11 protein-coding genes are annotated in these 18446 nt (G+C 31.0%); 4 read left to right on the top strand and 7 right to left on the bottom strand.

Annotated features, from left to right (window positions below):
- Window positions 1-2901 (bottom strand): gliding motility-associated C-terminal domain-containing protein, encoded by a 2901-nt coding sequence (locus Q1A15_RS13530; protein ID WP_299624792.1) that lies wholly within the window; start codon window positions 2899-2901, stop codon window positions 1-3.
- A gap of 113 nt (window positions 2902-3014) precedes the next feature.
- On the opposite strand from Q1A15_RS13530, the gene Q1A15_RS13535 reads away from it, so the two are divergent.
- A complete protein-coding gene (locus Q1A15_RS13535) occupies window positions 3015-4373 on the top strand; it encodes a Mur ligase family protein (protein ID WP_299624795.1) in 1359 nt (452 codons plus the stop codon).
- Here the strand turns inward: Q1A15_RS13535 and Q1A15_RS13540 are convergent.
- The 4 genes from Q1A15_RS13540 to Q1A15_RS13555 form a co-directional block, all read right to left on the bottom strand.
- Window positions 4370-5434: a nucleotidyltransferase family protein gene (locus Q1A15_RS13540; protein WP_299624798.1), complete on the bottom strand. Its 1065-nt coding sequence runs from the start codon at window positions 5432-5434 to the stop codon at window positions 4370-4372. The genes Q1A15_RS13535 and Q1A15_RS13540 overlap by 4 nt on opposite strands.
- Window positions 5424-6554: a hypothetical protein gene (locus Q1A15_RS13545; RefSeq protein ID WP_299624801.1), complete on the bottom strand. Its 1131-nt coding sequence runs from the start codon at window positions 6552-6554 to the stop codon at window positions 5424-5426. The genes Q1A15_RS13540 and Q1A15_RS13545 overlap by 11 nt, the downstream gene beginning before the upstream one ends.
- Window positions 6555-6629: 75 nt before the next feature.
- The gene (locus tag Q1A15_RS13550; RefSeq protein ID WP_299624804.1) at window positions 6630-7559 is read right to left on the bottom strand and encodes a septum formation inhibitor Maf; all 930 of its coding nucleotides are present in this window, start codon (window positions 7557-7559) and stop codon (window positions 6630-6632) included.
- Between the two features lie 48 nt (window positions 7560-7607).
- Window positions 7608-10166: an ATP-dependent Clp protease ATP-binding subunit gene (locus Q1A15_RS13555; protein WP_299624807.1), complete on the bottom strand. Its 2559-nt coding sequence runs from the start codon at window positions 10164-10166 to the stop codon at window positions 7608-7610.
- 299 nt (window positions 10167-10465) lie between these two features.
- Between Q1A15_RS13555 and gyrA the strand changes: the two genes are divergently transcribed.
- Complete coding sequence (gyrA, locus tag Q1A15_RS13560; protein ID WP_299624810.1) at window positions 10466-12967, top strand: DNA gyrase subunit A; 2502 nt, start codon at window positions 10466-10468, stop codon at window positions 12965-12967.
- A 31-nt stretch (window positions 12968-12998) separates the two neighbouring features.
- Window positions 12999-14243, top strand: coding sequence for a tetratricopeptide repeat protein (locus tag Q1A15_RS13565; RefSeq protein ID WP_299624813.1), 1245 nt, complete (start codon window positions 12999-13001; stop codon window positions 14241-14243).
- Window positions 14244-14305: 62 nt separating this feature from the next.
- On the opposite strand, the gene Q1A15_RS13570 is transcribed toward Q1A15_RS13565, so the two are convergent.
- Window positions 14306-15073: a C40 family peptidase gene (locus Q1A15_RS13570; RefSeq protein WP_299624816.1), complete on the bottom strand. Its 768-nt coding sequence runs from the start codon at window positions 15071-15073 to the stop codon at window positions 14306-14308.
- 20 nt (window positions 15074-15093) lie between these two features.
- Window positions 15094-16269 (bottom strand): acetyl-CoA C-acyltransferase, encoded by a 1176-nt coding sequence (locus Q1A15_RS13575; RefSeq protein ID WP_299624819.1) that lies wholly within the window; start codon window positions 16267-16269, stop codon window positions 15094-15096.
- Between the two features lie 99 nt (window positions 16270-16368).
- Between Q1A15_RS13575 and Q1A15_RS13580 the strand changes: the two genes are divergently transcribed.
- Entirely contained in the window at window positions 16369-18432 is a 2064-nt protein-coding gene (locus tag Q1A15_RS13580; RefSeq protein WP_299624822.1) for an HDIG domain-containing metalloprotein, read from the top strand.
- The last annotated feature ends 14 nt before the right edge of the window (window positions 18433-18446 follow it).

The following is an 18446-nucleotide window of genomic DNA, read 5'->3' on the forward strand; positions in this document are numbered from 1 at the left end:
TTATTTACTTAAGTAAATTCTTCCTTGCTTAGGTTTTAAATTATCTTGATTGTATTTAAGTACGTAGAAATATACACCACTAGTAACTTCTGTACCATTATTGTTTAAACCGTTCCATTTAGGATTTTCGGTATTTCCAATAAATAAAGACTGACCGTATCGATTGAATATCTCTAATTCATAATTAGGATAGAAAAACTCGATATTAGGAATAAAATAATCGTCGTTATCTCCATCATTATTAGGAGAAAATCCATCAGGAATAAAGAAGTCATAATCTTCAGGATTACATGAAGATAAATTAAAAGTAATTGCGGTTCTTTCTCCTTCACAACCCGTAGTTGGATCTACATAAGTAGCATAATACGTAACATCTTCTTCTATAAGATCAGTAGAACTTAGCTCATTTCCATTTTCATTACTATCAAACCAAGTTAAATCAAAACCAGGTACATCTGTAATTTCAGTTTCTATATCAAAAAGTGTTAATTTGTCTAAAGCACATCTATTAGTGTTTCCTGTGAAATCAGGTTTTGGAGTATTTATAACTGTTGGAATAAATTCTAATCTTTGGTGATGTTCGCAACTTCCTATTTGTTGAACAGCAAAATAACTTTTTCCGTTTTCTAACAGAGTTGAAATCTCTAAAACATTTCCACCTGTAGCGGCATCGTACCAAATTAATGTTCCTGAAGTTATTGAAGAATCTAGATTATCTAAAGTGAGATTGTCTATTGCACAGAAAGTAGGAGTTGTATCACTTGAATTTACAATTGATGTTGTAATTACAGCAGTAGTAACTACATTTCTAGCTGAGCTTTCACAGCTATTAGTAGGATCGCTAGTTGTAACAAAATAGGTTTTACCATCTTCTAAAATTGTATTGTTAGGTAAAAGGACATCAGAAGTTGCGCTATCGTACCAAGTTAAATTTTCACCAGAATCTACTGTAATGTCATTTAGTGTAGGTTGATTTGGGAAAAAGTTAGATACACAAAATGATTGATTATTATCTAGAACAGGAGGATCAGGAATTCCATTTATTGAAAAAGACTCGTTAATTTCAAACTCGAATTGTGTTCTACATGGAGTTGTGTCATTTTGAACACTTTTAAGAATTACATTATAATTTCCTTGTGCTAAACCAGAAATATCAACATTAAAATTAGCAGTTCCACCTCTGAAAATAATATTGTTATCAATTAGAGTTGTTGAAGAGTCTAATTCGGTTACTTCATAAGTAATGGTGTATTCTCCATCACCTAAATCAGGTGCGTCTATTAGAATTTTCATATCTGTAGCATTACAAATATTGTCGATATCTAAATCTAATTGAATGTCTTTTGGAATTCTTTTTATAGAGAAACTACTTTCGTCACAACTTAAACCTATAGCAGTAGGAGAAGACATTTTAATTTTGAAATCTGTGATTTCTTCAGGTAAACCAGAAAAATCTACGGGTATTGTAGCACTACCATTAATAAAAGTAACGTTGATTCCATTCGCTTCAATTACAGTTGAATTAATAGTATTGGAAATTGTATAATCAACTAAATGACTACTATTTGAAATAGTTCCGTCATTTTCTGATAGCTGAGATATTTCAATATCAATAATATCAGAAGTAAAACAAGTATCTTCAACGCTAACATTTGCATCAAAAATAATAAAGTCGAAATCATCAATTTTATAACTGTCACATATTATGCCTTCCAGATTTCTAATAGCAACAGCTTTTATGGTATAGTTTCCAGCGCTTAACCTTGCAGGTGAACTAATACTATATGTGCTTAATTCATATTCTCCAGTTACTGTATTAAAATTGGAATAAATAATATTTTCATAAGTTCCTGAAAAAACAACTGTATTAGTATCAGAGTTCACAACTTCGTAAACCAAATCATATTCCATTTCTACATCTTTCGTTCCTTCATGTACAATAAAGATTCTTGTTGAAGGCTTTGCACACTGATCTTCAATAAAAAATTTTCCAGAAACCTTTGGTAAAAAGACAGTAACAGTACTTGAAACTTCTGGACATACACCATGTGTAGGAAATACAGTATAGGTAAATAAGTATTTACCAGAACCAAAATCATTGTAAATTTCTTCAATATCAATAGTGTGATCTGTTAAAGAAGTAATTTGACCAGTACGACTAACATCATGCCAAACTCCGTCTGTATCGTTTCCAGTAATATAATCGAAGAGATTAATGTTTCTATAAGAACTTAAATCATCTGTATCACATATAATAATATCTGAAGCACTTCCAGCTTCTGCTGCTCTATGAACTTCTAAAATAACTTTTGCAGTTCTAGCCGGACAAGAATCTACCGCAGGAACAGTATATGTTAGTGTGTGAGTTCCAACTCCAGCCAATTTAGCGTTAAATAAATTACCAGTTAAAGCTAGTAGCGGAGTTCCAGTTTCTACACTCCATCTTCCATTAATGTCAGAACTTAAACTCGTTAAATCATTATCTAAAAAAGTAAACAAGTCAACAGCAGTATTACTACTACAAGCATTAGCTCCACCATCAATATTATCTTCTCCAGGATATCCGCCTAGAAAGACAGAAACTGTAGCGCTTTCCCCACAGCTATCATTTGTGTAGATAAATTTATGTTCTCCAGACCTGTTTATTGTCCAAAGATTTAAAATTCCTGTAGATGAATTTAAGGCAAATCTGTTAACCGGATTTTCACTAGACCAAGTTCCTCCTGAAACTGGTGAGCCACTTAATTGGGTAAAAAGATCAAAACGTTGATAATTACTATCTAGCTCTTTATTACAAACAGTTACAGATGCATCGCTACCTGCACATTGAGAGTGAGAAGTATATGCGTATAAAAAGCTGAAAAAAAATAGTAGAAATCGAGAAAGTAGTTTTCTTTTCATTTCACAAAAGCAATAATATATTCCACAAAACTAGTCTATTTTTTATAGTATACAATTTATTTAACTTTTACCCTATAGTTTGACTATTTTTACATCCTGAAATAAAACTTCTAATGAAAATACATTTTATAGCTATAGGGGGAAGTGCGATGCATAATTTAGCACTAGCATTACATCAAAAAGGATATCAAATTACTGGAAGTGATGATACAATTCATGATCCATCGAAATCGAGATTAGAGGCTAAAGGACTTTTACCTGAAATTTTTGGGTGGTTTCCTGAAAAGATAACGAAAGATTTGGATGCTGTAATTTTAGGAATGCATGCTAAAATAGATAACCCTGAGTTACTAAAAGCTCAAGAATTAGGAGTTAAAATTTATTCTTATCCAGAGTTTTTGTATGAACAATCAAAGCATAAAACTCGTGTGGTAATTGGAGGTTCACATGGTAAAACAACGATAACATCAATGATTTTACATGTGTTAAATTATCACGATAGGGAAGTAGATTATATGGTAGGAGCCCAGTTAGAAGGTTTTGAAACAATGGTTCATTTAACTGAAGAAAATGATTTTATCGTTTTAGAAGGAGATGAATACTTAAGTTCACCGATTGATAGACGACCTAAATTTCATTTATATAAACCAAATATAGCTTTGTTAAGCGGAATAGCTTGGGATCATATTAATGTATTTCCAACTTTTGAAAATTATGTTGAGCAGTTTCAGATTTTTGCAGATTCATTAACAAATGGTGGAATTATGGTATATAATGAAGCTGATGAAAATGTTAACAATGTTGTAGAAAAAGCTACAAGTTCAATAAAGAAATATCCTTACGATACTCCTGAACATTTTGTCGATAATGGAATTACATATTTAAATACGTTTGAAGGAGATTTACCTTTAGAAGTTTTTGGAAATCATAACTTGCAAAATATTGCTGGAGCAAAATGGATTTGCCAACATATGGGGATAGATGAAGAAGATTTTTATGAAGCTATTATGTCTTTTAAAGGTGCTAGTAAGCGATTAGAAAAAATTGCTCAAGGAGATACAACTACAATATTTAAAGATTTTGCGCATTCACCATCAAAAGTAAAAGCGACAACATCAGCAGTAAAGGTACAATTCAAAAATAGAAAGCTTATAGCTTGTCTTGAGTTGCATACATATAGTAGTTTAAATGCAGATTTTTTAACTGAATATAAAAATGCTTTAGATCAAGCAGATGAAGCTGTAGTTTTTTATTCTCCGCATGCCGTAAAAATTAAACAATTAGAAGAAGTAACTGAAGAACAAATAGCAGAAGCTTTTCAAAGAGATGATTTAATTATTTATACAAATCCAGAACAATTTAAAGAATATTTATTTTCTAAAAACTTAGATAAAAGTACTGTTTTATTAATGAGTTCAGGTAACTATGGAGGATTAGATTTCGAGGAGATTAAAACTTTGGTCAGGGCCTAAGCTTGTCTTCCTTTTTTGATCCTTTTTAATAACCAAATGGTATAATCTTTTTTGTAGAAAGCTTTAAGAATAATTTTTAGTCTTTTTATTATAAATAGTCTTTTATTCCATTTGTTATGGTGTTTTTTTCTTAGGTTTTGATTGTCTAATAAAAGTGAAAATTTTGTAGAGTATTTTTCAGAAATATTGTTTTTGAAAAAATTAATAGTATTGCTGTTTAATGTGATTTTTGATAGTGATAAAAAATTGTTTAGTGGAATTTTTATTTGATCATCTAAAAGCTCAATACTTTTTTTTGAATCTACCTTTTGAGAAATTAAAAAAACATCATATGCATTTCTTAACGAAATGTCGTTGTAAAAACGACCATCATCATTTATTTGTTTGGCTATTATAGAGAGTTTAAGTTGGTCGCTATAGTGTAAAAAAGATAAATTATCTTTTGAAAATATTTTATTTTCTATAGTTTTAAAATTAAAAGTTTTAGCAAACTTTCCAGTAGTCATTTCTCGATGAACTTCAATAGCGGCAATTTTAGTTTCTTTTTGAAGTCTTGGATAGTGTTTTTCTGCTGGGAAATGATTATCACTTTTACTAACATCTTCGTATCCAGAATTTAATATTACTTCAACTGTATTGGTGAAATTTTCATCACTAACCAAAAAATCAATATCGCCAACCATGCGTTCGGCAATATCTTCATATAACCCTTCGAGTAAATTCCCAGTTCCTTTTAAAAATATAGGAATAATATTGTGAGCAAGTAAAAGTTCGTTGATTTCCTTAGCTTGTTCAATAATTTGTGTGTTACGTTCTCTATTTAATTCAGTTATATGTTCCATGTAACCAACTAAATCTTCAGGCAAATAATGCAAGAAATCTGTTCTTTTTAAATTGCAGTATAAAGCAGGAAAAACATAATGTTCAGTACTTAATTTAACAACATTATCCCAGTCAACTGTACCTTCTTTTAAAAGATCTTCTACAATTTTTTTATTATGATCTTCATGATTAATAGTTAAACATTTTCCAACGAAAAATAATGTCTCTTTATAGGTCATTGTTAATAATGTTTTTAACGGTTTGAATCATTTTTTGATTGTCAGAATAAGTTAATTGATAGCAGTTTGTAGAAGAAAACCATTTTAAGAATGTGGCTACATTTTCAGGGATATCAGATATCCAAGAGTCTGGAATTAACTGTTGAAAGGCTTCAATATTAGATATTGGAGAAAAATCAATGTCACTATCTTTTTTGTACTTAATAAATACTAAATTTTTACAAGGTAGATTTTTACTAAAATCTATTGTTTTTGGTGGTAAAAAGCGAACTATTTTATTCAGTCTTTTGAAATGAAACTCAGCAGAGTTTTTTAATTCTGGATACATTGGAAGTAATGTCTCAAGACTATTTTTCTTTATTGAAATAGCAGAAGGAAATGTGTAGACATGTTGATTTTCGATATCCATAGGAACAAAATCGTCAGCTAAACAACTTAATCCATTTGCTTGTAGAATTGACAAAGAAGTGCTTTTTCCGTTTCCAGAATCTCCTAAAAGTAAAATGGAATTTTCATTATTTCCTAAGCCAGAGGCATGAAAAATACCCATCCATTCTTCTTCTGGTTTATTGTGAATCAACTGTACTACGTACATCGAAAATTTACCTTGAAAATAATGGATTTCTTTTCTTGGCCAAGATCCAATGAAATCATTGTCAATTAGTAAAAAAGTGTAACCTTCTTCTGTGAAAACTTGAAAATGATGATCGCTATTTTTAGGTTCTTGGATTTCTAAATGTGAAAATTTGGGGTGGACTAAATATTCTTCAAATTCAGTTTGAAAATCTACTTTAAAGTTTAATCCGTTTATTTTATAAAACTTTGTTTTTCCGAATTTAGGAAGGGTATAAGAATTGTTTTTTGTTTCTATATTCTCTTTTTTTACACTATTTGGTATATAAAGATTTTCGTGGATATCTTTTATAAAAAGCTCAGCTTCTTCTATTGAGGTGTTAAATTCATCTTTTAAGTTATTACTGATTTCTTTAAGTGATACACCATCATTTATTTGAGTGATCATATCAGCAGTTTTATTTTCTAAAACGACATACTGATTAGAGCTTGAAAACCAAATTATCGACTTGTCTTCAATTTGCTGTTGTATTAGTGTAATTCCCATTGCGGTAAAAATATAAAACCTTAAGGAATTATCTTAAGGTTTTGTATGGTTTAGATTTAAATATATAAACTTAGTTTATTGTAAGTCTAACTTATTTCTCCAAATTGAATCTTTAGTACTGTTTTTATTCCAATAATCAACTTTAATAGTTTTCATTAGTAAAGCTTTAGTGGTTAGCGTTTTTTTATTCTTTCCGTAACCGCTATTATGTGATTCTTCCCAGCTTAATATTTTGTATGGAAATGAAGATTCAAAGTTAATTTGTAGACTTCTATTGATTTTTTGATATGTAATTTTATATACTGTAGTAGATTCTGTTTTTTCTAATGTAGCTTCTCCTGTATAACTTTTGAAAGGTTTATGTTTTAAATTTAAGAAGAATAACGAAGGGATTATTTCTAGTTTTCCTGTTGGAAGTAATTCTGGGTTCAAACGTATTAACGACCATAAATCGTCTTCTAAAATTGTTTTTTCTATCTTTTTATTCTGAAATGAAGCTCCTTCGAAATATGAATTAAAATTGAAACTAAAGTGATCTTTATTGTTTTTCATGTCTACATAAGTCATACCGCACCATTCTTGCATTGATGAGGCTATTTTCAAAGATGTATTCTCTTTTTCAAATGGAAAAAAAGTGCTATTCATCATTGAGTATGGATAAAATCCTGTATTGAATTTCTTATTCATGTTTAGTTTTAAAACAGGAATATTATTTTGATTAGGATAATCTGCTTTTGTATTTGAGGCTTTAGAGAAAGGTTCAGTAACAAAAATTAAAGTAGCAGTTCCATCGTGATTTTCACCATATCTTGCTTGTGAAAGTTTATAGCTAGATATTTCAGCATTGCCATCGTACCAATATTCTTTTGTTTCTTTTGAAACAATACGATTTGAATTGTTTTCATTTTTTATCAATTCTTTACGTTCTGATGCATTGGAGTGTAAGCAAGAATTCAGACTTAAAAATGAAATAAAAAGAGTAGTTATAATGATAAGTTTTTTCATAAGTGTAAAGAAATAAAAAGACCCAAGTGTTTAGCTTGGGTCTTGAATTTATTCATCGTCTATTTCAGTTCGAGTTTCTTCAGGTTTTTCACCTTTTTCTATCTTAATGGTTAATCTATTAGTTTCATCACTTAGATCCATAAAAATAGAATCACCTTCATCTAATTTAGAGTTTACAATCTCTTCGGCTAAAGCATCTTCAATATACTTTTGAATAGCTCTCTTTAAAGGCCTAGCTCCGTATTGCTTGTCAAAACCTTTGTTTGCGATATAGTCTTTAGCTTTTTCAGAAAGATTTAAATGATAACCTAATTCAGAGATTCTAGATAATAACTTCTTTAATTCGATATCAATGATTTTGTGAATATCTTCACGCTCAAGTGAGTTAAAGACAATCACGTCATCAATACGGTTTAAGAATTCAGGGGCAAAAGACTTTTTAAGTGCACCTTCAATAATACTTTTAGCATGCTCATCTTCCTGATCTTTTTTAGATTGAGTTCCAAAACCAACACCTCCACCAAAATCTTTTAATTTTCTAACACCAATGTTAGAAGTCATAATAATGATTGTATTTCTAAAATCGATTTTTCTACCTAAACTATCAGTAATATGTCCGTCGTCTAGAATTTGTAAAAGCATATTAAAAACATCTGGATGCGCTTTTTCAATTTCGTCTAAAAGAACTACTGAGTAAGGCTTACGTCTTACTTTTTCAGTAAGTTGTCCACCTTCTTCGTATCCTACGTATCCTGGAGGTGCTCCAATTAATCTAGAAATAGCAAACTTTTCCATGTATTCACTCATGTCAATTCTGATTAAAGATTCATCAGAATCGAAAAGTTCTTTAGCTAAAACTTTTGCTAATTGAGTTTTACCAACCCCTGTAGAACCTAGGAATATAAAAGATCCAATAGGTTTGTTAGGGTCTTTTAAACCAACTCTATTTCTTTGAATTGCTTTTACAACTTTAGTAACAGCTACATCTTGTCCGATTACCTTTCCTTGAATTAAAGATGGTAACTCAGCTAAACGGTTGCTTTCAGCCTCTGCAACTCTATTCACAGGAATTCCTGTCATCATAGAAACAACTTCAGCAACATTATCTTCACTTACAGTTTCTCTATGTAATTTAGAATCTTCTTCCCATTGTTGTTGAGCAGAATCTAAAGCAGCTTCAATATTCTTTTCATCGTCTCTTAATTTTGCAGCTTCCTCATATTTTTGTCCGCTTACAGCCTTAGTTTTACGTTGTCTAATTTCTTCAAGTTTTGCCTCTAATTCTAAGATTTGTTGAGGTACAACGATGTTAGTGATATGAATACGAGATCCAGCTTCATCTAAAGCATCAATAGCTTTGTCTGGTAAGAAACGATCTGTCATGTATCTGTTTGTTAACTTTACACAAGCTTCAATAGCTTCATCAGTAAATTCAACATTATGGTGTACTTCGTATTTACCTTTAATATTATGAAGGATTTGAATAGTTTCTTCAACCGTAGTTGGATCTACCATTACTTTTTGAAAACGACGTTCTAAAGCTCCATCTTTTTCAATGTTAGTTCTGTATTCATCTAAAGTGGTAGCACCAATACATTGAATTTCACCTCGAGCTAAAGCAGGCTTCAACATGTTAGATGCATCTAAAGAACCAGTAGCTCCACCAGCACCAACAATAGTATGAATTTCATCAATGAAAAGAATAATATCATCATTCTTCTCAAGCTCATTCATTAAAGCTTTCATACGCTCTTCAAATTGTCCTCTGTATTTTGTTCCAGCAACAAGGCTAGCTAAATCAAGAGAAACAATTCTTTTGTCAAATAAAATTCGAGATACCTTTCTGTTTACAATTCGTAAAGCTAAACCTTCAGCAATAGCAGATTTACCCACACCAGGCTCACCAATTAACATTGGATTGTTTTTCTTACGTCTACTTAAAATTTGAGAAACACGCTCGATTTCTTTTAATCTACCTACTACAGGATCTAGTTTTCCGTTTTCAGCTAATGCGGTTAAGTCTCTTCCGAAGTTGTCTAAAACTGGTGTTTTAGATTTTTTATTCGCCTTTCCTCTTGGAGTTTGTTGTTGACCATATGGTTCAGATTTATCATCTGCAAACTCATCTCCTGGAGTTTCAGCAATAGGATTGATTGGTAAATCGCTTCCTTCTATATTCAGTTCTTTATATAATGCTTTAGCTTGATCGTAATCAACATCGTACTTTTGAAGTAATTTAGTAGTAGGATCATTTTCATTACGTAAAATACATAATAATAAATGAGCTGTGTCTATCGAATTACTTTGGTATAACTTAGCTTCTAAAAAAGTAGTTTTAATTGCTTTTTCAGCTTGTCTTGTTAAATGTAAATTGTTTTTCTGATTTAATTCTCTTGCAGAAACTGGATTTAATCTTTCCAATTTATTGCGTACCAAATCTAAATCAATATCAAAAGTTGATAATATATCTATAGCTTTCCCATCTCCTTTTCTAATAAGACCAAGTAAAAGATGTTCCGTCCCAATGAAATCATGCCCTAATCGTAAAGCTTCTTCTTTACTAAAAGTGATAACATCTCTAACTCCTGGTGAAAAATTTTCGTCCATAAATTAATTTCTTTTGTTGTAAAGTTAGTAAGAATTTTTGTAGAAAAATTACAAAAACAATGCCAGTAAATAAAATTGACAAAAAGGCAGAGTATCTATAAAGAATATATCTTGAAAAAATTCTTTTTAATTGTTAATAAATATAATGAAAATAAAATAAGAAAACTTGGCAAATTTTCACTAAAATAATATCTTGCGTTGCTTATCGGAGGCGATTAAGTATAGCAAAAAGTGAATTTTATAGAAGTAAAATTCACTTTTTTATAAAACAAATACTAATTTTTTAAAAGAAGATTAATATGGCAGATGGTGAAAAGTTGATTCCAATTAACATTGAAGAGCAAATGAAATCGGCTTACATTGATTATTCAATGTCAGTAATAGTTTCAAGAGCTTTACCTGATGTAAGAGATGGTTTAAAGCCAGTACACAGAAGAGTGTTATATGGAATGCATGAATTGGGTATTAGATCTACCGGAGCATATAAAAAGTCGGCAAGAGTTGTTGGAGAAGTATTAGGTAAATATCACCCACATGGTGATACTTCTGTATATGATTCGATGGTACGTATGGCTCAAAATTGGAGTATGCGTTATATGATGGTTGATGGACAAGGAAACTTTGGTTCTGTAGATGGTGATAGCCCAGCAGCAATGCGTTATACTGAGGTTAGAATGCAGAAGATTTCAGAGGAAATGCTTTCTGATATCGAAAAAGAAACAGTAGATCATAAGCTGAACTTTGATGATACTTTACAGGAACCAACAGTATTACCAACAAGAATACCAAACTTATTAGTCAATGGGGCTTCAGGAATTGCCGTGGGGATGGCAACAAATATGGCTCCGCATAATTTAACTGAAGTAATTAACGGAACTGTTGCTTATATCGATAATAGAGATATCGAAATCGATGAGTTAATGCAACACATTAAAGCACCTGATTTTCCAACTGGAGGTATAATCTATGGATATGATGGTGTAAGAGATGCTTTTCATACAGGTAGAGGACGTATTGTTATGCGTGCAAAAGCTACTATTGAAGAAGTTAAAGGTAGAGAATGTGTCATCGTAACAGAAATTCCTTATCAGGTGAATAAGGCAGAGATGATTAAGAAAACTGCCGATTTAGTAAATGATAAAAAACTAGAAGGAATTGCGAGTATTAGAGACGAATCTGATCGTAAAGGTATGCGAATCGTTTACGTATTAAAAAGAGATGCGATTCCTAATATTGTATTAAATAAATTATTTAAATACACACAATTACAAACTTCTTTTAGTGTTAATAATATTGCATTAGTAAAAGGAAGGCCAGAGCAATTAAACCTGAAACAATTAATTCATCATTTTGTTGATCACAGACATGAAGTTGTGGTTAGAAGAACTCAATATGAATTAAAGAAAGCCGAAGCAAGAGCTCATATTTTAGAAGGTTTAATTATAGCTTCAGATAATATTGATGAAGTTATTGCTATTATTCGTGGTTCAGCTAACGCAGATGAGGCTAGAGAAAGTTTAATCAAACGTTTTGAATTATCAGAGATCCAAGCTAAAGCTATCGTAGAGATGCGATTACGTCAGTTAACAGGTCTGGAACAAGATAAATTAAGGGCTGAGTATGACGAAATAGTTAAAACGATTGCAGATTTAAAAGATATTCTTGCTAATGAACCTAGAAGATATCAAATTATTAAGGATGAGTTAATCTTAATAAGAGATAAATATGGTGATGAAAGAAAATCTACTATTGAGTATGCCGGAGGAGACATGAGAATAGAAGACATGATTCCTAATACTAAGGTAGTAGTTACTATTTCACATGCAGGATATGTTAAGAGAACGAATCTAGATGAATACAAAGTTCAGAATAGAGGAGGAAGAGGGCAAAAAGGAGTTACAACAAGAAACGAAGATTTCTTAGAACACCTTTTCGTTGGTACAAATCACCAGCACATGTTATTCTTTACTCAGAAAGGAAAAGTATTCTGGATGAGAGTATTTGAAATTCCTGAAGGAGGTAAAAATACTAAGGGAAGAGCGATTCAGAACTTAATAAATATCGAACAAGACGATAAAGTAAAAGCGTTCTTAGTTACTGATGATTTAAAAGATGAAGATTACATCAATAATCATTATGTAATTATGGCTACTAAAAAAGGAAAAGTTAAGAAAACTCCTTTAGAGCAATATTCTAGGCCAAGAGCAAATGGAATAAATGCAATTACAATTAAAGAAAACGACGAGTTACTAGAAGCGAAATTAACTACTGGAGATAGTCAAGTAATGTTAGCATTACGATCTGGAAAAGCGATTCGTTTCGAAGAAGAGAAAACTAGACCAATGGGAAGAACTGCTTCTGGAGTAAGAGGTATAACACTTCAAAGTGAAGAAGATGAGGTGATTGGAATGGTTTCTGTAAACGATATGGAAAGTAATATTCTAGTAGTTTCTGAAAAAGGTTATGGTAAACGTTCTAAGTTAGAAGATTATCGAATTACCAATAGAGGAGGAAAAGGTGTTAAAACATTGAATATTTCTGAAAAAACAGGTAATTTGGTAGCCATCAAAAATGTAGATGATTCTAATGATTTAATGATTATCAATAAATCAGGAATTACTATTAGAATGGCTGTTGAAGATTTAAGAGTAATGGGGAGAGCTACACAAGGTGTAAAATTAATCAATATTAAGAATAATGATAGTATTGCAGCAGTAGCAAAAGTTATGCATGAAGAAGAGGAAGATGCCAACGAAAATGAAAATGGCACGGAAATTGAAAATCAAACTAATGAAAATTAAGAACTGTATAACAATAACTAAAACAATAAAAATGAAAAAACAAGTTTTAGCACTTTCTTTAGGTTTAGTCACCCTAGTTTCTTTTGGACAAAAAAAGGAACTAAAATCTATGGAAAAGGCCATAGACAAGCAAGATTTCAATGGAGCTATTTCCATAGGAAATTCATTACAGGGTTCTATTGGAGAAGCGGATGAGAAATATCAAGCTAAATATTATTTTTTAAGTGGACAAGCTTTATTAGGAGCTAAGAAATATGAAGAGGCATCTGCATCATTCAATAAATTATTCGATTACGAAGAAAAAGTAGGTAAGCAACGTTATTCTAAGGAAGCTAGACCTATGCTAGAAAACTTAATTCAATCTGTATCAGAAAAAGCAATTAGCTTATATAATAAGGATAAGAATTATAACGAGGCATCTAAGTATTTTTACATGACTTATAAATTAAGTCCAAAAGATACTTCTTTCGCTTATAATGCGGCTATTAGTGCAACTCAAGCTAAAGAATACGATAAAGCAATTGAGTATTACAAAGAGTTAAGAAAGGTAGGATATACAGGAAAAGAAGTAATGTATTTTGCTACTAACAAGTCTACTGGTAAAGAAGAGAACTTAGGTTCTAAAACTCAGAGAGATTTAATGGTTAAAAGTGGAAGCCACATTAAGCCAGTTCAAAAAACTACTGAAGGTAAAGGAGCTATAATCGTTAAGAATATTGCTTTAATCTTAAAAGAGCAAGGAAAAACAGATGAAGCTATCGCTGCAATGTCTGAAGCAAGAAAAGCTAACCCAAAAGATTTAGCTTTAATTTTAAACGAAGCTCAATTATATATTGATTTAAACCAAATGGATAAGTTTGGAGAGTTAATGAATGAAGCTATCAGTTTAGATCCAAACAATCCTACTTTATACTATAACTTAGGTGTTGTAAATACAAACCAAGGTAGAGTAGAAGATGCTATTAAGTATTACAAAAAAGCAATTGAATTAAAGCCAGATTATGCTGATGCTTACATGAATTTATCAGCTGTAATTTTAGGTAAAGAGAAAGAGATTGTAGAAGAGATGAATAAAAATTTATCAAACTTCAAAAAATACGATCAGTTAGCTTTAAAACAAAAGCAAGTTTATAAAGATGCATTACCATATTTAGAAAAAGCAGATAGTTTAAATCGTAGTGTTGATACAGTTAAATCTTTAATGAGTATCTACGAAGTATTAGAAATGTCCGCAAAGTCTAAAGAGTATAGAAACTTATATAAATCTATGCAATAAACTAAGTTCTCTTAGTTATACGATATAAAAAAAGGATAGTTTTAAAACTATCCTTTTTTGTTTTATATGATTTTTCTTATGACTCGTAATTTGTGAGTATGTTGTTGTGTGTCGGTATTATAAATACCACTATGGTCAAGTTTATCTATTCTAACTTTCCCATGTGCATGCATAATATTGTAATCATTCATAACAATACCAACATGAGTAATAATACCTTCTTCATTATCGAAAAAAGCTAAATCACCAGGTTCACTTTCTTCAATAAAGCTTAAAACTTCACCTTGTGTAGCTTGTTCTTTGGCATCTCTTAATAATTGAAATCCACATAATTTATACACAGTTTGAGTAAATCCTGAGCAATCGATGCCAAAAGGAGTTTTACCGCCCCATAAATAAGGAACATTCAAGAAATGATAAGCAGTTTCTACTATAGAAGATTTATTTAAAACACCATGGTTTACTTTACCTTCATAAGTAAAAGTTTTTTCATTTACAGAAAAGCTGTTATTGTTATAATGAGGAAGTCTGGCTCCCATAGGTATTGTAGTCAGATTATTGTCTTTATCAAAGATAAAATCAATTAATTCTCCAGCATAAAATCTATCCTGATTTTCAATTTGACTAAAAATCTCTTCAGGTATAAGTTCATATTGTTTGTTGTCAATATAACCTTCATACCCATCGTAGGCTAGTTTAATTTTACTCCACTTTTTTGTTTTTTCTAAAACCGTAAAATGATCACCAAAAACAAGTTGGTTTACCATTTCTGAAACATCAGCAGGTTCTAAACGAAGTGGTACAATACTTAAATTACAAATTCCGTACAAATAGAAAAACTTTATTTAGTTTAGATTCTTTCAATAACCATTGCGCTAGCACCACCACCACCGTTACAAATTCCAGCAGCACCAATTTTAGCATCATTTTGTTTTAAAATAGATGTTAATGCAATAACAATTCTAGCACCAGATACACCTAATGGGTGACCTAATGAAACCGCTCCACCATTTACATTTACTTTATCTGCAGATAAACCTAAGATTTTAGTATTAGCTAAACCAACTACAGAGAAAGCCTCATTTAACTCAAAATAATCAACATCGTCGATATTTACACCAGCTTTAGCTAATGCTTTTGGTAAAGCTTTAGCTGGAGCAGTTGTAAACCACTTTGGCTCATGAGCAGCATCTGCATAACTTTTTATTTTTGCTAAAGGAGTAATTCCTAATTCTTGTGCTTTTTCAGCAGACATTAAAACTAACGCTGCACCACCATCATTAATTGTAGAAGCATTTGCAGCAGTTACAGTTCCTTCTTTAGTGAAAGCAGGACGTAAAGCTGGTATTTTTTCCATTTTTACATTCTTGTATTCTTCATCTTCACTAAAAATAACTGGCTCACCTCTTCTTTGTGGAATTTCAACAGGCACAACTTCATCAGCAAATTTACCTTCGCTCCATGCTTTTGCAGATCTGTTGTAAGACTCGATTGCAAAATTATCTTGGTCTTCTCTAGAGAACTTATATTCAACAGCACATTCATCAGCACAAACTCCCATGGCTACTTGCTCGTAAGCATCAACTAAACCATCTCTTTGCATTCCGTCTTCCATTTTAACAGGACCGAATTTTGTAGAAGATCTTGCGTGTTGGTAATGAGGGATCATACTCATGTTCTCCATTCCACCAGTTACAACGATATCAGCATCACCTAGTGCAATAGCTTGTGCTCCTAGCATAATAGATTTCATACCTGAAGAGCATACTTTATTTACAGTAGTACATGGAACAGTATCTGGAATACCTGCTAAGATTGCTGCTTGACGTGCAGGTGCTTGACCTAAACCAGCAGAAACTACATTACCCATAAATACTTCGTCAACCATTTCTGGTTTTAAATTTATTTTATCTAGAGCTCCTTTAATTGCTACAGAACCTAACTTAGGCGCAGGCGTTGTTGATAAAGTTCCTAAGAAACTTCCGATAGGAGTTCTGGCAACAGAGGCTATAACTACTTCTTTCATGTTAAATTTGTTTGCTTTTTGTTATGCGAAAATAACCATTTTATAAGAAGTTCTCAAATAATATCAAAAGGTTATATTTACATATTTAATTAAGAAATAATGAATAAAATAATAAATAATCTATACAAGAACAATGCTGCGATATATCGAGTGTTTCTATTTATTATTACTGCTTTTTTTATTGTGTATTTACTTCCAAAAGGAGGTCAGTTTAGATACGATTATTCGCCAGGCAAACCTTGGTCTTACAATAACTTATATGCTCCGTTTGATTTTGCAATACAGAAAACAAAAGATGAAGTTTCAGAGGAAATTATTCAGATAAAGTCTTCTGTAAAACAGTATTTCTCTTTTGATATTAGTGTACCTGAAAAAACTAAAAATGAATTTATTTCTTCATTAGAAAATGATGCGGTTGTATCTGATAGTTTATCAGCAAAAGAAATCAAAAACTTAAAAAATAAGGGAATTGCTGTTATCAATAAGATTTACAAATACGGATTTATAGATGAGGTTTCTAAAGGAAAAGTAAATCAAAATTCAACAATAATTCTTAGAAAAAACAACGAAATATCAGATGTTCCTTTTGTGCGATTGGTAAAATCTAAAGATGTTTTAGTACTTATTGCTCAGGAACTTTCCGTTTTAGAAGATAATTATGGAAGAGATTTTGTGGTGAAAAAATTATCGGAAATTTTAGAACCAAATGTGCAATTTGATGAAGAGTTTTCTCAGAAAGAATTAGATCAAGCATTAAAAGAAATATCTTACACAAAAGGAAAGATTAATAAAGATGAATTGATTATTCAAAAAGGAGATATTGTAGAAGGAGAAAGCCTGAATGAGTTGAATTCATTAAAAGAAGCTTCAAAATCTCAAATATGGACAAAATCTAATTATAATTGGCTGGTTTTTGGATATACGATTTTAGTGTCTTTAGCCTTGTTAATGCTATTATTGTTTCTACACAGATATCGTAAAGAAATCTTTGATGATAATAGTAAAATAACGTTCATTTTTTCAAATATTCTACTAATGATTTTTGTGCAGACATTGGTAGTTAAATACAATCCAGATTACCTGTATGTAATTCCGTTAACTATTTTGCCAATAGTCTTAAAAGCCTTTTTCGATGCACGTTTAGGATTATTTACTCATATATTAACTGTCTTATTATTAGGGTTTATTGTGCCCAATAGTTTTGAGTTTATTTATTTGCATATCATTGCCGGAATTGTAGCAGTTTTATCCACTTCAGAATTATACAAAAGAGCAAGTTTATTTATATCTGTAGCTCAAATTACTTTGATTTATATGCTTACTTATTTTGCATTTTCGATAATTAAAGAAGGAAATGTAAGCAGTATAAAAGGAATTTATTTCGGACTGTTTGCTATGAACGGTTTATTGTCATTCTTAGCTGTTTTCTTTATTTATTTTTATGAGAAAGTTTTCGGATTAGTATCAGATGTTACGTTATTGGAGTTATCGAATACAAATTCGCCATTATTAAGAGAATTAAATGAAAAAGCACCAGGAACCTTTCAGCATTCGATACAAGTGGCAAATTTAGCAGAAGCTGCGGCAAATGAAATCGGAGCAAATTCGATGTTAGTAAGAACAGGAGCTTTATATCATGATATTGGTAAAATGGTAAATCCGAAATATTTTACAGAAAATCAAATCACAGGTGTAAATCCGCATAACGATTTATCCCCAAAGGATAGTGCTCAAATTATCTTAAATCATGTGATAAAAGGGATAGAAATAGCCAAGAAGAACAATTTGCCAGACCGTATCATAGATTTTATTAGAACACATCACGGAACGAGTTTAGTTTATTATTTCTACAAGAAAGAACAAGAAAATAATCCAGATCTTGAAGTAGACGAGAAGAAGTTCAGATACCAAGGACCAATTCCATTTTCTAAGGAAACTGCTATTTTAATGATTTGTGATGCTGCTGAAGCTGCATCTAAGAGTTTAAAAAAGCCAACTGCACAATCTATAGATGAACTCATAGATAAAGTTGTTGAAGGTCAAAAAAACAAGAATCAGTTCATAAATTCAGATATTACGTTTAGAGAAATAGAAAAAATTAAAAAAATTATTAAGAGTAAATTGATGAATATCTACCACTTACGAGTTGAGTATCCAGAATAGTGATTTTTTTTTAC

This window comes from uncultured Tenacibaculum sp., from assembly GCF_947495995.1.
In the GTDB taxonomy this organism is placed as follows: Bacteria; Bacteroidota; Bacteroidia; order Flavobacteriales; family Flavobacteriaceae; genus Polaribacter.